Raw genomic sequence first — 14,041 nt, forward strand, 5'->3', positions numbered from 1 at the left:
GCGCGATCTTGCGCGCGGCAAAGGCAATGACAAGCGAAGCCATATCGGAAAAGTTGTGCAGCGCATCGGCGATCAGTGCCAGGCTGCCCGACAATATGCCCCCGACGATTTGCGCAACGGTAAGAAGCCCGTTCGCCCAGATCGCGATGGCAACCCGCCGATCGCCAGAATCCGGATCGATATGCGCGTGCCCGTGGTCATGTGGCATTTGCAGGCTCCTCATGCGCGTGTGTCGCGCGTCGGTCAGTCTTGAGGCGGTCGCTGCGGAAACCACGAACGCGCGCATTCATCCAGTGGCGTATGATATGACGGTAAAGGGCACCACGCAGCCATCCAAAGGATTGCTCATGGGAAAAATAGAAGGCGTCCGGCGTATCAAACACGCCGAAATCCTGCACGATGCCGGTTTTCTGAATGTAGGTATCTTCTCCGTTCCAGGCGACGGGAGGCGCGCCAAGGCAATCCTTGCCCGCGCCATAACCGCAGAGACTGTCCGTGTCCGAGAAAGACGTTTGCAGGACTTTGAGGAAAGCGTCATCCAGGATGAAGCCTTCAAGGTTGATCCAGGCACCTTGAAATTCGATCTCGACCCATGAGTGGAGAATTTCCTGCGGAGCAAGCGGATACACCAGCTCAGGGACAACACCGCGCTGCAAGCCTTTATGGATCGTAAACCCATGCAACCGGCAACGAATGCCGACACCACGCAGCAGCGCCATCAAGAGCGTGCCTTTGGTATTGCACTGCCCGTAGCCGTCGGAAAGCACTTCGGATGCGGGGATGTCGTCAGCTCGATTGTATCCGAACGCGATTTCATTCCGAACGAAATCATAGGCAGCTCCGATCCGATCGTATTCGGATAAGCCGCGCCAGCAGCGGGTCTCAATTAGATGCGCAAGAGGCGCGGCATCAAAATCCAGTAGTTTGGTGGGTGCAAGTAGGGGGTCGGTCATCTGCAACGGAGTCGCTCCTCGAATCGTCTTGGAACAAACCTAATTGCTATAGTCACTATAGCTTCAACCCTTTCTTCAGAAAGAATCTCCCGCAACTATTTGCCCGTGTGAACCGCTTTGTGGTGTTCGCCGTGTGCGTCGCGTAGAATATCGATACCGCCCCAGGCCGCGATTCCGGCGACAATCACGCCGACGACGAGGTCCGGCCAGTTGGTTCCTAGCCAGGCGACGAGGCCACCGGCCACGACGATCCCGAGGTTCGCGGCGAAATCGTTGTAACTGAAGGTGTTGGCCGCGCGGATGTTGACGTCCGGATCTTTGAGCTTAGCGAGCAGCCAGACGCAGACTGCATTGATGGCCGCCGCAATCAGGGCCATGGCGATCATGATCGTTCCGAGCGGATCTGACCCACCGATGTAGCGGCGCCACGCATCGTAGAGGATGCCTGCAGCGAACAGGATCAGCAGCCCACCGGAAACGTTCGCCGCCCCGCGTTTCCATTTGTCGGATCGGGACAAAGCGAAAAGGCTGATCGCGTAGACGAAGCTGTCGGAAAGGTTATCGAGCCCGTTGGCGATCAGGGCACTTGAGTCGCCGAAGGCGCCTGTTGCGAAAAAGGCCACGGCCAAACCGATGTTGAGCGCCAGAACGATCCAAAGCGTCCGTCTCTCCATTGAATCTTGTCTAGCGGCCATTTTGTGGTTCCAGCTTGTGTTGTACGACACATTAACTTCTGCGGCTGATCTGCGTTCCAGCCGGAATGTTGGCTGAATTCCTTCAGGCCCCGATTTCCTCGTGCTCGGTCAAGCATTCCGAATGGTCCCGCAACACCTCAAGCACCTTGCAATCTCCCGTCCGCCCGCCGCTGCATTCGTGAACCATGCGTTTCAGTTCCGTGCGCAGCGCCTTCAGGCGGGCCATGCGCTGCTCCACCTGTTTGAGCTGGCGACGCGCGATGGCATCTGCCTCGTCGCAGGGCCGGTTGGGATGGTCGCTGAGGTCGAGCAGCTCGCGGATCGCATCGAGCGAGAAACCGAGTTGTCGCGAGTGGCGGATGAAGGACAGTCGATCAAGCTGTGCATTGTCGTAGCGCCTCTGTCCGCCTTCGGTCCTGCCAGGTTCGGGCATGAGTCCGATCTGTTCGTAGTACCGGATGGTCTGCACTTTTGTGCCAGTCTTCTTTGACAGAGTACCGATCGTGAGCATTTTCGCCTCCATGAAAAAGATACAGTTTGTGTAGGTTTTGCCGTCGGAATAAACAAGTGTCGGATTCACAGACGCGTGAGTTCAAGCTATACCATGATTTCGTGCTTGAACCTCTAGCAGCTAGAGGATGTATCCGCACAGGCAATAGGAATCAAAATCAAGCGAACAGGATTGTCCCTTACATCGGCACAGAAGTTTCTTTGGGTTTTGGCAGGCGTGGCAGCGCTTGCCTTCGTATGGCTTTTGCTATGGTCCGATTATCGTGCCGATAGCGCCCGAACCGACGCCGAACCGCCTTTTTTCGCTGAGTTCGAACTGACGGACCACCAGGGTATGGTTCGAACCGAGGAGGACTTTGCGGGGCGCTGGATGCTGGTTTTTTTCGGCTTTACCAACTGCCCCGACGTCTGCCCGACGACCCTATCCGAGGTCGCGGCGGTGATGGACGGTCTGGGCGACGATGCCGCCAAGGTCCAGCCGATTTTCATAACAATCGACCCTGAACGAGACACGCCCGCAGCACTCGCCGAATACGTTCCGCTGTTCGATGCGGGCATCATCGGGCTGACCGGCACGCCGGAACAGATCGCCGCCACATCCGAGACCTTTCCGATCTTCTTCGAACGCGTCGAAGAGGCTGCGGCGCCGGATGGTTACACGATGGGCCACACGTCGCATCTGTTCCTCTTCGATCCCGACGCGGGCTTCGCCGACTCGTGGCCCTACGGCACCTCCGCCGAAGAGATCCTCGCCGATCTGGAAGAGAGGATCTGACCGACATGAACCGTATGTCCGGAGAAACAGCCCTCGGGCTGGCGTGGATCATCGCGCTCGTCGCCTCGCTTGCCGTGCTTTTCATCGGCGAGGTGCTGGGGCAGACGCCCTGTGTGCTGTGCTGGTTCCAGCGCGCCTTCATGTTCCCCTTGGCCATTGTCCTCGGGCTCGGCCTTTGGTGGCGGGACGACCGTGTGGGGCGCTACGGCATCGCATTGGCGCTTGGCGGCGGCGCAATCGCCCTCTGGCACATGGGGCTGTACGTCGGTCTTGTTCCCGAACGCATCCAGCCCTGCACGGCCACCGGCCCCTCTTGCACCGATGACAACCAACTGGTCTTCGGCATCCCGATCCCGCTGATGGCGCTCGCCGCCTTCGCGCTGATCGGGGCGCTGTCGGCCCTTTCATTGAAGGACACACGAACATGAACCGACGCGGCCTGATCCTGTCCGTTCTCGCCGTCGGCGTCGCCGGTTTCGGCGGAGCCACCTGGTTTGCAACCCGCCCCGGCCCGGTGGCCGAAGCGGAGCCTGTTGCGCCGGAACTCGCGGACGCGATGATCCGCCCCTACTCGCCCATCCTCGGGCCTGCGGAAGCGCCCGTTACGATCGTCGAATTCTTCGATCCGGCCTGCGAGGCCTGTCGCGCCTTTCATCCCATCGTGAAGGAAATCATGGCCGAGCATGGGGATGCTGTCCGCGTCGTGATCCGCTACACGCCCTTCCACGGCGCGGCATCCGAGGAAGCGATCCGCGTCCTCGAAGCGGCGCGCATGCAGGACGTTTACGTGCCGGTGCTTGAGGCCGTTCTGCGGGAACAGCCGAGATGGGCGTCGCACGGTGCCCCGGCGCCTGGCCTGATCCTTCAGATCGCAGCCACGGCCGGACTCGATGCCGAGGCCGCGCGCACGCAAATGCTGGCACCCGATGTCGTGGCAATCCTGAATCAGGATCGTGCCGACGTCGAGACCGTGGGAATTCGCCAGACGCCCACATTCTTCGTGAACGGCAAGACGCTCGATCCATTCGGAGAGGCAGAATTGCGTCGTCTGGTGGCTGCCGAAGTCGCTGCCGCGCAAAGCTGAATGGAAAGGGCAGGATCAGAACGATGAAAAAGTATATTTTGACCAGCACACTGGCGGCGCTTTTGACCCTCGGAGGGCTCTCGGTGCCCGCGCTGGCCGGACCCGAGGATGTGGTCGTCGAGAACGCGTGGTCCCGCGCCTCCATCGGGATGAACCGTCCCGGGGCCGCTTACATGACGATCCGCAACACTGGCGACGAGCCAGTGACACTGATCGGCCTTACAACTCCGCTCGCGATGATGCCCGAAATTCACGAGACGAAGACAAATGCCGAGGGTGTGAGTTCCATGAGCCCGGCGGGGGAGATCGCGATCGCCCCGGGCGAGAGCGTCGCGCTCGAACCGGGGGGCCTGCACGCAATGCTGATGCGGCTACAAGAACCGATGACGGAAGGGGACACCTTTCCGCTGACCCTGCTTTTCGACGACGGAGGCGAAGTGACGGTCGAGGTGCCGATCCTCGGCATCGCCGCGCGGGGGCCAGAGGACTGATGCGGCGACGGGCGATCCTGGGGTACGGCGCGGCTGGTGTCGGGGCGGTCGCCCTGATGCTCTTCGTCGGTTGGTGGCAGGTCGATGGACCCGGTGGACCCGAACCTGTCGGGCAGCGGCCTGTGGCCCTGACCGAAATGGATTTCCGTCTGACAGATCATGAGGGCAACGCGGTCGGGCCGGAAACCCTGATCGGGCGACCGACGATGGCGTTCTTCGGCTTCACCTACTGTCCCGATGTCTGCCCGACCACGCTCTCGGACATTTCGGGATGGCTCGACGATCTGGGAGACGAGGCCGACGAGATGAACGTGGTTTTCATCACGGTCGATCCCGAGCGCGACACTGTCGAAACGATGGCCGAATATGTCGGCTACTTCCATCCGGCGATTCGCGGCTGGACGGGGCCGGAGGAGCAGATAGCGCGCGTCGCGGACGGCTTCCACGCCACCTACGAAAGGTTGCCGACGGAGAGCGGCGATTACACGATGAACCACAGCGCGAGCGTCTTCCTGTTCGCAGCCTCTGGGCGGTTCGTCACCATGATCGACTATCACGAACCCAGAGAATTCGCGGTGCCGAAAATTCGCCGCGCGCTGGAAGAAGAAACGGAGGGGGCGACATGAGGCTCAGAACTATGGCGGCTTGTGTCGCAATTGCGGGGATGGTTTCGGGAGCGGCTATCGCCCTCTCTGATTTCGTGTCGAAAGAACCCGTGCCGCCGGAACTTGCCTCGGCAGGTAAATGGATGCCCCAAGGTCCTGAAGCTCCCCAAAACGTTGACATCCTCGTGACGCTGCCCGCGACGGCATGGGCAGAAGATGCACCCGACCTCGGCCCCCTGCCCCTTCTGCAGGTCGCATTTGCCGACAGGCCCGTGCAGGCGATCGAGCCACCCCTGTCGACATGGTCGCGCAACATAGCACCTGGCGAGACGCTCGATTTCTTGCTGTCTGAAGCTGGTCTTGCGGCACCTGACAGAGCCGAAGTTGCCCTCGCGCTTGGCGCGGAATACGATCTGCGACGGCTGCGGCCGGGGCACTCGGTCACTGTTGCTTCGACCATGGACGGCAGCCCCCGCACCGTCTCACTCGCCGTCGAGGACGGGGTTCGGATCGAGGTGGTTTTCGGCGAGCAGTTGTCCACACAGGTCGTGGCTCCGGATCCGGAGATCGTAACCCTTGCCGGCGAAGCCGTGATCGACAGCTCGATCTTCGCGGCACTCGACGAAGCCGGCATACCCGCCCGTTTTTCCGTGGACCTTGCGCAGATGCTGGGTGGGACCGTGGATTTCCGCCGCGAGATGGCCGGCGGCGAAACACTAAGGCTTCTCTGGCGTGAGGCGCGGGTCGGCGAGGACAGGATCGGACAGCCCGAACTCGCCTTCGCCGCACTGGACATCGGCGGTTCGCTCTACGAGATCGTATGGCCTGACGACGGCAGCGGTCAGGCGACGATCTACGTCGATGGCGAGGTGCTGCGCGTCTTCGCACAGCCGGTCGAGGGTGCGCGCCTCAGCTCGGTGTTCGGGCGCCGCACGCATCCGGTCTTTGGCAACGTCCGGATGCACACCGGCGTCGATTTTGCAGCGGCACGTGGGACACCGGTTCAAGCGACGGCACCGGGGCGGGTCAATTTCATCGGCCGGCGCGGCGGATATGGTCGCGTGGTCGAAATCTTGCACGGCTCCGACACCATGACGCGCTACGCGCATCTGAGCGCCGTGCCGGAAGACTTGGCACAAGGCCAACGCGTTGCGGCGGGAGACGTGATCGGCCGCGTCGGCGCGACTGGCACGGCGACAGGTCCGAACCTGCACTATGAGGTGCTCGTGGATGGGCGCCCGACTGACCCCCTCTCTGACGACCGGCTCGCCGAAGCGGCCGAGAGCGATGCGGATGATACCGCCGCGCTCTCGCGTCTGGCCGAGGCGCGGGCGCTTCTGAATGAAAACCTCGGCAGCGAGATTGCCAAAACGACAACCGAAAGGCTCTGACCCATGAAACGCATGACCCAAGCTCTTGCCATCACGCTCGCCCTGTTCCCAGCGGCCCAGGCCCTCGCAGAGGCAACGGCGATCGACGTCCGCAAGACCAACGGATGCGGCTGCTGCCTCTCGTGGATGAAACATCTCGAAGAGAACGGGTTTGTGCCGACCGGCCGGGACATGTTCGGCGGGCTTCTCGTGCGCTTCAAGCTAGACAACGGCGTGCCGCAGCGCATGGTCTCCTGCCACACCGCGCTCATTGACGGCTACGTGATCGAGGGCCATGTACCGGCCGCTGACATCCGCCGCCTTCTCGAGGAGCGCCCGGACGCCGTCGGCCTCGCTGTTCCGGGGATGCCCTATGGCTCGCCCGGCATGGGGCCAGAAGACGACCGCGAGGCCTATGATGTCTTCCTCATCCGCAAGGACGGGTCGACGGAAGTCTTTTCGAGCTACGCCGAAGGATAATCTGGCCCGCCCATGGAAAATCTGTCTCCGATAATGCTCGGCTTTCTCGGAAGTCTTGCCGCCGGATCGCTCACAGCAGTCGGAGCAGTTCCCGTGCTGTTCGGGCGCATCCCGTCTCGGGCCACACGCGATCTGTCGCTCGGCTTCGCTGCCGGTGTGATGCTCGCCGCTTCTTTCTTTTCGCTGATCATCCCGGCATTGGATGCGGCGGAGCCGATGTTCGAAAACGGCGCGATGCCTGCGGCCATCGTATGCGTTTCGATTCTTCTGGGCATGGGGGCTGTCGCCCTGATGAACGAAAAGCTGCCGCACGAGCACTTCAAGACGGGACGCGAAGGGCCCGAAGCGGCGTCTTTGCGGCGGGTCTGGTTGTTCATCATTGCGATCACGATCCACAACTTCCCCGAAGGCCTTGCCGTGGGGGTCGGCTTCGGATCCGGAGGTATGGAGGGCGGTCTGCCGCTCGCCATCGGCATCGGGCTTCAGAATGCGCCCGAAGGATTGGCCGTCGCAGTATCTCTGCTGGGCGAGGGATATCCGAAGCTGCGCGCCTGGGGCATCGCGGCGCTGACGGGCATGGTCGAGCCGATTGGCGGTTTGCTCGGGGCCGGCATCATCACACTGTCGGAACCGCTGCTTCCATGGGGTCTGGCCTTTGCCGCGGGCGCAATGCTCTACGTCATCAGCCACGAAATCATCCCCGAAACCCATCGCAGCGGCCATCAGAACAGGGCGACGCTCGGTCTCGCAGTCGGGCTCGTTCTAATGCTGTTCCTTGATGTCTGGTTGGGATGAGGCAATGTCACTAAACAAGGTATCTCCGATGATCGGCGTCTTCGCAGCACTTGCTGCGTTCGCGATCGATCAGATCACCAAAGCCATTGTCGTTGCGAATGCCGTCACATTAAGCGCCGGAATTCCCGTGTTTCCGGGATTCAACCTCGTCTTTTATCGTAATGACGGCGTGACTTTCGGGATGTTGGGCGGCGCGCCGTGGTGGAGCCTCATCGCTCTCGCTCTTGCCATCTGTGTTTGGCTGGGGGTTATGCTGTTTCGCGCCGACAATGCGGTGGAAACGCTTGCCTACGGTGCGATCATTGGCGGAGCCCTGGGCAATGTCATCGATCGTGTGCGGTATCGGGCCGTAACAGACTTTCTCGATTTCTATATTGGCACAACACATTGGCCTGCCTTCAACATGGCGGATGTATTTGTCGTCAGTGGCGTGGGGCTCTTGCTCGCTGCGCCATGGATCAGCGTGCGGCGTCCGATCAAATCGTGAAGCCGGAAATTCTGAACCGCATAGCACTGCTCCACCGTTTGCTTTCGCGGATGACGCTTGGTTTCGTCGCCGGGGCGCTGACCGTTCTGACTTTCCCGCCTTTCTCGCTTCTCCTGCTTGTTCCCGTTGCCTATTCCGCGTTGTTTGTCGGTCTTCGCGATCTCTCCTTCGGGCGCGCTTTCCTCGTCGGCTGGGCGTTTGGTCTTGGCCAGTTCGGTTTCGGGATTTCGTGGATTGCTGAGAGTTTCTACGTCGAGGGCGAGCGGTTCGGGGCGATGGCGATCCCGGCCGTCGCGGGATTGTCCGCAGGTCTCGCAATTTTCCCGGCCATTGCCGCAGCGCTCTTCGCCGAAATCGCGCGGCGCGGAGCCCTGGGCAATCTCCTGGCCTGCCTCCTGTTCGCGACCTTCTGGACCGTGGCCGAGTGGTTGCGTGGTCACGTTCTGACAGGTTTTCCGTGGATCCTCGCCAGCTACGCTCTGGTCGATTACGCCGCTTTGCGCCAGCCCGCCGCCTGGGTCGGAAGCTATGGGCTAAGCTTTCTCACCGTGTTCGTCGCGGCACTTCCCGTCGCGGCTGTCATGGCGTCCGGGCGGCAACGACTGACCATCTCGCTCATGGCGCTGGCCGGCATCGCGACGATGTGGGCCGTCGGCACACTTCGCCTCCAGTCGGATACAGAACAGCCACCCGGTGTGGAGCTGCGCATCGTCCAGGGCAACGTTCCCCAAGAGGAGAAATGGGCGCCCGAGAACCGCGAGGCAACCTTCGCGCGTTATCTTGAGCTTTCAACCCAGCCCGGCGATTTCGACGTTCTTCTCTGGCCGGAAACCGCCTTTCCGGGTTTCCTCGATGAGGATACGGAGGCACGGGCCCGCATTGCCGCAGCGCTACCAGACGGCAGGGTGCTGCTTACCGGTGTGCCGGACCGTGTACCGAGTGAGGATGGCACCCGATATTTCAACACGGTCCAGGCATTTGACGAGACCGGCGAGATCCTGACCGGATACGCGAAACACCATCTCGTGCCCTTCGGCGAATATGTGCCATTCCGCGGCTGGTTGCCCATCGAGCGGCTCACGGCGGGTCTGGGCGATTTTACGCCCGGACCGGGCCCGAGAACGCTTGCGCTTCCGGGTGTGCCGCTGGTCGCCGTGGCGATCTGCTATGAGATCATCTTCCCAGGGCATGTGGTCGACGACCTGTTCCGGCCGGACTGGATTTTCAACGCGACAAACGATGCCTGGTTTGGCACCAGCATCGGACCCGAGCAGCATCTGGCTTCCGCACGTATGCGCGCCGTAGAGGAAGGCCTTCCAGTCATCCGAGCCGCGAATACGGGCATCTCTGCGGTCATCGACGCGAGCGGAGAGATCGTTGCGCGGCTCGATACCGGCGAAACGGGCATCATCGACGCTAGCCTGCCCTCCGCGCGACCGCCGACACTCTACGCGAGCTTCGGGGACTGGATGCTGTTGGCGCTCATCTTGGCTTCGTGGAGCTGGGCAATGGCGCCAATGCGACAGCTCACTACCGCCGCATGAGATAGACCGTCATGCAAAGATGTGGATAGGTGTCCCGTCCTTCACCATTGCATAGATGTCCTCGATCTCCCGATCCGTGACCGCGATGCAGCCAGCTGTCCAGTCGCGGACATTTGTCGGGTCGATGCCGGGGCGTGGGCCACCATGGATGAAGATGTCGCCGCCGGGGGAAAGGCCCTGCGCTTCGGCAAAGGCGATGTCGGCCTCGTTCGGATAAGAGATGCCAATCGAAAGATGGTAGGTGCTGTTGGGGTTTCGCCTGTCGATTGTGTAAACTCCTTCCGGAGTCCGGCCATCCCCCTCGAATTGTTTGTGACCCTCAGGAGCGAAACCCAGCCCGACCGGATAGGTTTGCAAGACGCGATCGGCTCCGTCGAGAACAAGCAAGCGCTGTCCCTTGTAAAGCCGAACACGGGTGACTTCGGGTCCGTCATAGCTGCGGAACTTGCTGGCACACCCGGACAGAAACGCTACCAGCCCGCCCAACAGGACGGCGCGGCGGGGAAATCGGATGGTTTTCACTGCTCGATGCCTCTTTCGTGAGGTCTGTTATGGACATTACGTTACCTTGCAAATGTTGCGTGATCAATGTCCGTGGGCAAGCGCGGCCTTTGCCATCTGTGGGCCAACCTGCTCACCGCCGGACGGCGGCGCCTTGGCCTCTTGGCTGTTCAGCAGGCGCAGGGCATTGGCCACCACCAGCAATGACACTCCTACGTCGGCTGCAATCGCGCCCCACATCGATGCCAGTCCGAACGCGGTAGCGACAACGAAAACGCCCTTGGTCGCCAAGGAAATACCGATGTTCTGATGAATGATCGACATTGTCCGGCGCGAATGACCGATCAGCCAAGGCACCTTGCCGAGATCGTCGGTCATCAGGGCTATATCCGCCGTCTCGATTGCCGCGTCCGAACCAACGGCACCCATTGCGATGGCGTAATGCGCGCGCGCCATGGCCGGGGCGTCGTTGACCCCGTCGCCGATCATGGCCACCATGTCATGCGTTTCGACCAGTTCTTCGATGGCAGTAACCTTGTCTTCGGGCAGAAGCTCGGCACGGACCTCGTCGATGCCGACCTCGGCTGCAACAGCGCGCGCTGTCCGCTCGTTATCACCGGTCAGCATGACGATGGTCTTCACGCCTTGCGCGTGGAGCTGTGCCACGATGCCCTTGGCGTCGGGGCGGATACGGTCGCGCAATTCCAGGATGCCGGTCACGCCGGTGTCGTCGCCCACGGCAACAAGGGTGCTGCCAGCCCCTTCGATGCGGTCGCGCAAGTCCTTCGGAATAGCGTCGCCGAAACCCTTCTCCTCGGCAAACCGGTCCGACCCCAGCCAGATCGACCGGCCGTCAGTGCGTCCTTCAAGTCCCCTACCGGGAACGGTTCGGGTATCTTCCGCGGCGGACACCTTGATGCCGTCGGCTTCTGCCCGCGCGAGAATGGCGCGCGCCAAGGGATGCGAGGAACGTGCCTCCAGTCCAGCGGCGAGGGTCATCAGATCTTGCGCCGATGCTTTGCCCAGCGGATGCACCGCCGCCACCTCGGGCTCGCCCATGGTGATCGTGCCGGTCTTGTCCATGGCCAGTGCAGTGGTCTTGCCCGGTGCCTCAACATATGCACCGCCCTTGATCAGCACCCCGGCCCGCGCTGAGGCGGTGAGTGCAGCGACGATGGAGACCGGTGTCGAGATGACCAGAGCGCATGGGCAAGCGATCACCAGCAGCACGAGTGCATTGTAGAACCAATAATCCCAGGCCCCCCCGAAAATGAGCGGCGGCAGCAGGGCAATTGCAATGGCGAGAGCCATGACGATAGGCGTATAGATGCGGGCGAATTTCGCCACCCACTGCTCCACCGGCGCGCGGCGGGCATGGGCGTCGCCGACCATGCGGATAATCTTGGCCAACACGGTGTCCGAGGCGGCCTTCGTGGCGCGCACCGTCAGTGTGCCTTCGCCGTTGATCGTACCGGCATAGACTTCGTCGCCCCGTTCCTTTGGGACCAGCGCACTCTCTCCGGTGATCGGCGCCTGATCGACGGCCCCTGCCCCATCGACAACCTCACCATCCAATGGGATGCGGTCTCCGCCGCGCACGATGAAACGTGCGTTGATAGCAACCGCAGAAGCCGGAACGTCCGCTTCCGAGCCGTCATCATGAAGAACTCTTGCCGTCGGCGGCGCGAGGTCGAGCAGAGCTGAAACCGCATTCCTCGCACGCCCGACGCTCCAGCTTTCGAGGTAGAGCGAGAGCGAAAAGAAGAACGCGACTGTCGCCGCCTCGAAAAATTCGCCAAGCCCGATGGCACCGGCCACGGCGACCACCATGAGCAGGTTCATGTCGGGCGACAGCCGCCGAGCGGACGACCATGCCTTGGGTGCCACGAGCCAGACACCGAACAGGATCGCAACCGCGAATAGCCCTGCCTCGACCAGTGGCATCGGCGCTTCGCCGTGACCCGCGAAGAGGCCGAGCGCCCCGCCCATGCCGGTCTCGATGATGTGCCACAGAAATCCCGCGGCCCAGAAGCCTCCACTGAGCGCCGTAAACAGCCGCTGTCTTGCAAGATGGGCCGCCTGGTCGACCGACGCGTTCTCGGCATCCCAAGGCTTGGCGGTCATGCCGGTGCTTGCGACCAGTTCTGCAATTTCGCCGTCCGATAAACTCTTGGCGCTGTCGAGAATAGTCATCCGCCCATTGATCACGTCGAACGCGAGATGCTCGGCCCCGCCGATCTTCGGGCCGACCACCTTGTTCAGGATTGCTACCTCCTCGGCGCAATCGAGGCCGGACACCTGAAAACTGCGCCCACCAGCTGGCGCGGGTTTCGTCGGCGCGATGTCGCCGCACGATCCGGCGCTGCCGCAGCAGCTGCCGCTGCTTGTCTGGGTATCTTCGGCGTGATCGTGACGGTGGGTGTCGGACGGCATGAACGGACCTCTGGATTCGGGTGCTTCGCCATGGCATAGCCCCTACAGTAGCTAGAGCTTCAAGAGCAAAATACGGTGGTATTTCAGTCTGTTTTATTGCTAGAGGATGCGGTGACCGGCTCTATCACGCCTTTAAGCATGAACAGCCGCTGCAAAGAAAAACGGTCACGAAAGGAAGCTTGATGCGGGTTTTGATGCTGAAGCAAAAAATTATGGTCGCAGTGGCGTTGTCGCTTACGGCCGGGTGCGCAGTCCAGCCGACTGGGCCGGGCGACGCGGCAGACCAGCGGGGCAACGTTCCCGAAGCTGTGATTGCATTGGCTGCCCCGGATCAGGATGTTGCAACCGCGCGCTTGGTACCGGAAGACGGGTGCTACTGGTACGAACACAGCGGCCCCGTTGAAACGACCCTGCTGCCGCTGCGCACGGCGAACGGCAATCCGATCTGCGTCGCGCGGGAAGTGTGACGACGACCCGCAGGTCACATCATTTCGTTCAAAGCAAATTGCCTCATTCAACTTCTCGCAGTAACACTGTCCTCAGCCGAATAAAGATGTGCTGTCGATCCAATCTCGACGTTCGGATATAGTTCGTTTATGTGTGCCATAACCATCCGCACGCAACCCGAACTCGCACGACCGCCGATGCTTCTCGGATATGGTGTGCCGTGTATCCGAAGATAGGTGTCGCGATCTCCGACATAGAGATAGAGCGCCCGCGATCCCAAGGCGTTTTGAGGGCCGGGCTCCATCCCGTCGGCCCATCTTGCGTTTTCGGGATCCCGCTCGATCATGCTCTGCGTCGGTGTCCAATGTGGCCACCTGACCTTGCGCTTGATGCTATAAACACCCGGCTCGTAGAGGTTGCCCCGCGCGATCGCCACGCCGTAGCGCATCGCGGTCCCACCCTCCTCAATGTGGTAGAGATATCGCGCAACCGCATCGACATGGATGTCTCCTGTCACGAGACCTTCCTTAGCGACCACACGCTGAGGCAAGAAGCGCGGGTGTAGTCCCCAAGGGTTTGACGTGGCCGGATCGAAGCCGGGCGGGCTGACTTGCGCGTCCCATTCAGCCTTCTGTGCCTCGGTGGGCCAGCTATCGGCAAACACAGGGGTAGCAACAGTCGCAGAAAATAGCGCTGTTGTCGTTTGAATGAAGTGTCGTCTTGTCAGCATGTCGTACCCTTTCGGTTCCCACCGGCGATCAACGGCAAGAACGATATACATTCTCGTTGATTAGATAGAACTTCTAGTGGCTAGAGGTTCAAGGGCAAATCTTCGTGAACGCACGCACGATCCTTCCGATCCATCAATGGC

Annotated in this window: 18 protein-coding genes; 11 read left to right on the forward strand and 7 right to left on the reverse strand. The window is 61.4% G+C overall.

Going from position 1 to position 14,041, the window contains the following annotated elements:
* From ACFORG_RS04055 to ACFORG_RS04070, 4 genes are all read right to left on the reverse strand, one after another.
* A partial coding sequence (locus tag ACFORG_RS04055; RefSeq protein WP_386734116.1) for a cation transporter occupies positions 1-208 on the reverse strand: 208 nt, incomplete at its 3' end.
* Positions 198-953 carry a transglutaminase-like domain-containing protein gene (locus ACFORG_RS04060; RefSeq protein WP_386734194.1) on the reverse strand — a complete coding sequence of 252 codons (756 nt, stop codon included), beginning with the start codon at positions 951-953 and terminating at the stop codon, positions 198-200. The genes ACFORG_RS04055 and ACFORG_RS04060, both read right to left, overlap by 11 nt.
* A 95-nt stretch (positions 954-1,048) precedes the next feature.
* Positions 1,049-1,627: a cation transporter gene (locus ACFORG_RS04065; RefSeq protein ID WP_037941752.1), complete on the reverse strand. Its 579-nt coding sequence runs from the start codon at positions 1,625-1,627 to the stop codon at positions 1,049-1,051.
* Between the two features lie 103 nt (positions 1,628-1,730).
* Entirely contained in the window at positions 1,731-2,159 is a 429-nt protein-coding gene (locus tag ACFORG_RS04070; protein WP_013959865.1) for a MerR family transcriptional regulator, read from the reverse strand.
* Between the two features lie 171 nt (positions 2,160-2,330).
* On the opposite strand from ACFORG_RS04070, the gene ACFORG_RS04075 reads away from it, so the two are divergent.
* Genes ACFORG_RS04075 through lnt form a run of 10 tightly spaced genes read left to right on the forward strand, consistent with a single transcriptional unit; the run spans position 2,331 to position 9,789 of the window.
* Positions 2,331-2,933: an SCO family protein gene (locus ACFORG_RS04075; RefSeq protein ID WP_386734117.1), complete on the forward strand. Its 603-nt coding sequence runs from the start codon at positions 2,331-2,333 to the stop codon at positions 2,931-2,933.
* Between the two features lie 5 nt (positions 2,934-2,938).
* On the forward strand, positions 2,939-3,361 hold the full coding sequence (locus ACFORG_RS04080; protein ID WP_386734118.1) for a disulfide bond formation protein B: 423 nt from the start codon (positions 2,939-2,941) through the stop codon (positions 3,359-3,361).
* On the forward strand, positions 3,358-4,017 hold the full coding sequence (locus ACFORG_RS04085; protein WP_386734119.1) for a DsbA family protein: 660 nt from the start codon (positions 3,358-3,360) through the stop codon (positions 4,015-4,017). The genes ACFORG_RS04080 and ACFORG_RS04085 overlap by 4 nt, the downstream gene beginning before the upstream one ends.
* Positions 4,018-4,040: 23 nt before the next feature.
* The gene (locus ACFORG_RS04090; RefSeq protein WP_088716102.1) at positions 4,041-4,508 is read left to right on the forward strand and encodes a copper chaperone PCu(A)C; all 468 of its coding nucleotides are present in this window, start codon (positions 4,041-4,043) and stop codon (positions 4,506-4,508) included.
* Positions 4,508-5,134 (forward strand): SCO family protein, encoded by a 627-nt coding sequence (locus ACFORG_RS04095; protein WP_386734120.1) that lies wholly within the window; start codon positions 4,508-4,510, stop codon positions 5,132-5,134. The genes ACFORG_RS04090 and ACFORG_RS04095 overlap by 1 nt, the downstream gene beginning before the upstream one ends.
* A complete protein-coding gene (locus tag ACFORG_RS04100; RefSeq protein WP_386734121.1) occupies positions 5,131-6,504 on the forward strand; it encodes a M23 family metallopeptidase in 1,374 nt (457 codons plus the stop codon). Before ACFORG_RS04095 ends, ACFORG_RS04100 begins: the two co-directional genes overlap by 4 nt.
* A 3-nt stretch (positions 6,505-6,507) precedes the next feature.
* A complete protein-coding gene (locus tag ACFORG_RS04105) occupies positions 6,508-6,963 on the forward strand; it encodes a DUF411 domain-containing protein (protein ID WP_386734122.1) in 456 nt (151 codons plus the stop codon).
* Positions 6,964-6,975: 12 nt separating this feature from the next.
* Positions 6,976-7,758: a ZIP family metal transporter gene (locus ACFORG_RS04110; RefSeq protein ID WP_038008344.1), complete on the forward strand. Its 783-nt coding sequence runs from the start codon at positions 6,976-6,978 to the stop codon at positions 7,756-7,758.
* A gap of 28 nt (positions 7,759-7,786) precedes the next feature.
* Positions 7,787-8,245: a signal peptidase II gene (gene lspA / locus ACFORG_RS04115; RefSeq protein ID WP_386734195.1), complete on the forward strand. Its 459-nt coding sequence runs from the start codon at positions 7,787-7,789 to the stop codon at positions 8,243-8,245.
* Positions 8,212-9,789 carry an apolipoprotein N-acyltransferase gene (lnt, locus tag ACFORG_RS04120; RefSeq protein WP_386734123.1) on the forward strand — a complete coding sequence of 526 codons (1,578 nt, stop codon included), beginning with the start codon at positions 8,212-8,214 and terminating at the stop codon, positions 9,787-9,789. Before lspA ends, lnt begins: the two co-directional genes overlap by 34 nt.
* Before the next feature lie 9 nt (positions 9,790-9,798).
* Here lnt and ACFORG_RS04125 read toward each other — a convergent pair whose 3' ends face one another.
* Together ACFORG_RS04125 and ACFORG_RS04130 are read right to left on the reverse strand one after the other, a co-directional pair.
* The gene (locus ACFORG_RS04125; RefSeq protein WP_018001713.1) at positions 9,799-10,311 is read right to left on the reverse strand and encodes a L,D-transpeptidase family protein; all 513 of its coding nucleotides are present in this window, start codon (positions 10,309-10,311) and stop codon (positions 9,799-9,801) included.
* A gap of 63 nt (positions 10,312-10,374) precedes the next feature.
* Positions 10,375-12,723 carry a heavy metal translocating P-type ATPase gene (locus ACFORG_RS04130; protein ID WP_386734124.1) on the reverse strand — a complete coding sequence of 783 codons (2,349 nt, stop codon included), beginning with the start codon at positions 12,721-12,723 and terminating at the stop codon, positions 10,375-10,377.
* Between the two features lie 182 nt (positions 12,724-12,905).
* Between ACFORG_RS04130 and ACFORG_RS04135 the strand changes: the two genes are divergently transcribed.
* The gene (locus ACFORG_RS04135; RefSeq protein WP_386734125.1) at positions 12,906-13,190 is read left to right on the forward strand and encodes a hypothetical protein; all 285 of its coding nucleotides are present in this window, start codon (positions 12,906-12,908) and stop codon (positions 13,188-13,190) included.
* Between the two features lie 47 nt (positions 13,191-13,237).
* Here ACFORG_RS04135 and ACFORG_RS04140 read toward each other — a convergent pair whose 3' ends face one another.
* On the reverse strand, positions 13,238-13,900 hold the full coding sequence (locus tag ACFORG_RS04140; protein WP_386734126.1) for a L,D-transpeptidase: 663 nt from the start codon (positions 13,898-13,900) through the stop codon (positions 13,238-13,240).
* Between the last annotated feature and the right edge of the window lie 141 nt (positions 13,901-14,041).

Origin of the sequence: Lutimaribacter marinistellae (assembly GCF_042648365.1) — a bacterium.
Taxonomy (GTDB): domain Bacteria; phylum Pseudomonadota; class Alphaproteobacteria; order Rhodobacterales; family Rhodobacteraceae; genus Lutimaribacter_A; species Lutimaribacter_A marinistellae.

Excerpts from the sequence above, each read along its gene's own strand:
- ACFORG_RS04060 (WP_386734194.1), bottom strand. The coding sequence starts at position 953 with ATGACCGACCCCCTACTTGCACCCACCAAACTACTGGATTTTGATGCC.
- ACFORG_RS04065 (WP_037941752.1), bottom strand. The coding sequence starts at position 1,627 with ATGGAGAGACGGACGCTTTGGATCGTTCTGGCGCTCAACATCGGTTTG.
- ACFORG_RS04070 (WP_013959865.1), bottom strand. The coding sequence starts at position 2,159 with ATGCTCACGATCGGTACTCTGTCAAAGAAGACTGGCACAAAAGTGCAG.
- ACFORG_RS04080 (WP_386734118.1), top strand. The coding sequence starts at position 2,939 with ATGAACCGTATGTCCGGAGAAACAGCCCTCGGGCTGGCGTGGATCATC.
- ACFORG_RS04085 (WP_386734119.1), top strand. The coding sequence starts at position 3,358 with ATGAACCGACGCGGCCTGATCCTGTCCGTTCTCGCCGTCGGCGTCGCC.
- ACFORG_RS04090 (WP_088716102.1), top strand. The coding sequence starts at position 4,041 with ATGAAAAAGTATATTTTGACCAGCACACTGGCGGCGCTTTTGACCCTC.
- ACFORG_RS04095 (WP_386734120.1), top strand. The coding sequence starts at position 4,508 with ATGCGGCGACGGGCGATCCTGGGGTACGGCGCGGCTGGTGTCGGGGCG.
- ACFORG_RS04100 (WP_386734121.1), top strand. The coding sequence starts at position 5,131 with ATGAGGCTCAGAACTATGGCGGCTTGTGTCGCAATTGCGGGGATGGTT.
- ACFORG_RS04105 (WP_386734122.1), top strand. The coding sequence starts at position 6,508 with ATGAAACGCATGACCCAAGCTCTTGCCATCACGCTCGCCCTGTTCCCA.
- ACFORG_RS04110 (WP_038008344.1), top strand. The coding sequence starts at position 6,976 with ATGGAAAATCTGTCTCCGATAATGCTCGGCTTTCTCGGAAGTCTTGCC.
- lspA (WP_386734195.1), top strand. The coding sequence starts at position 7,787 with ATGATCGGCGTCTTCGCAGCACTTGCTGCGTTCGCGATCGATCAGATC.
- lnt (WP_386734123.1), top strand. The coding sequence starts at position 8,212 with ATGGATCAGCGTGCGGCGTCCGATCAAATCGTGAAGCCGGAAATTCTG.
- ACFORG_RS04130 (WP_386734124.1), bottom strand. The coding sequence starts at position 12,723 with ATGCCGTCCGACACCCACCGTCACGATCACGCCGAAGATACCCAGACA.
- ACFORG_RS04135 (WP_386734125.1), top strand. The coding sequence starts at position 12,906 with ATGCGGGTTTTGATGCTGAAGCAAAAAATTATGGTCGCAGTGGCGTTG.
- ACFORG_RS04140 (WP_386734126.1), bottom strand. The coding sequence starts at position 13,900 with ATGCTGACAAGACGACACTTCATTCAAACGACAACAGCGCTATTTTCT.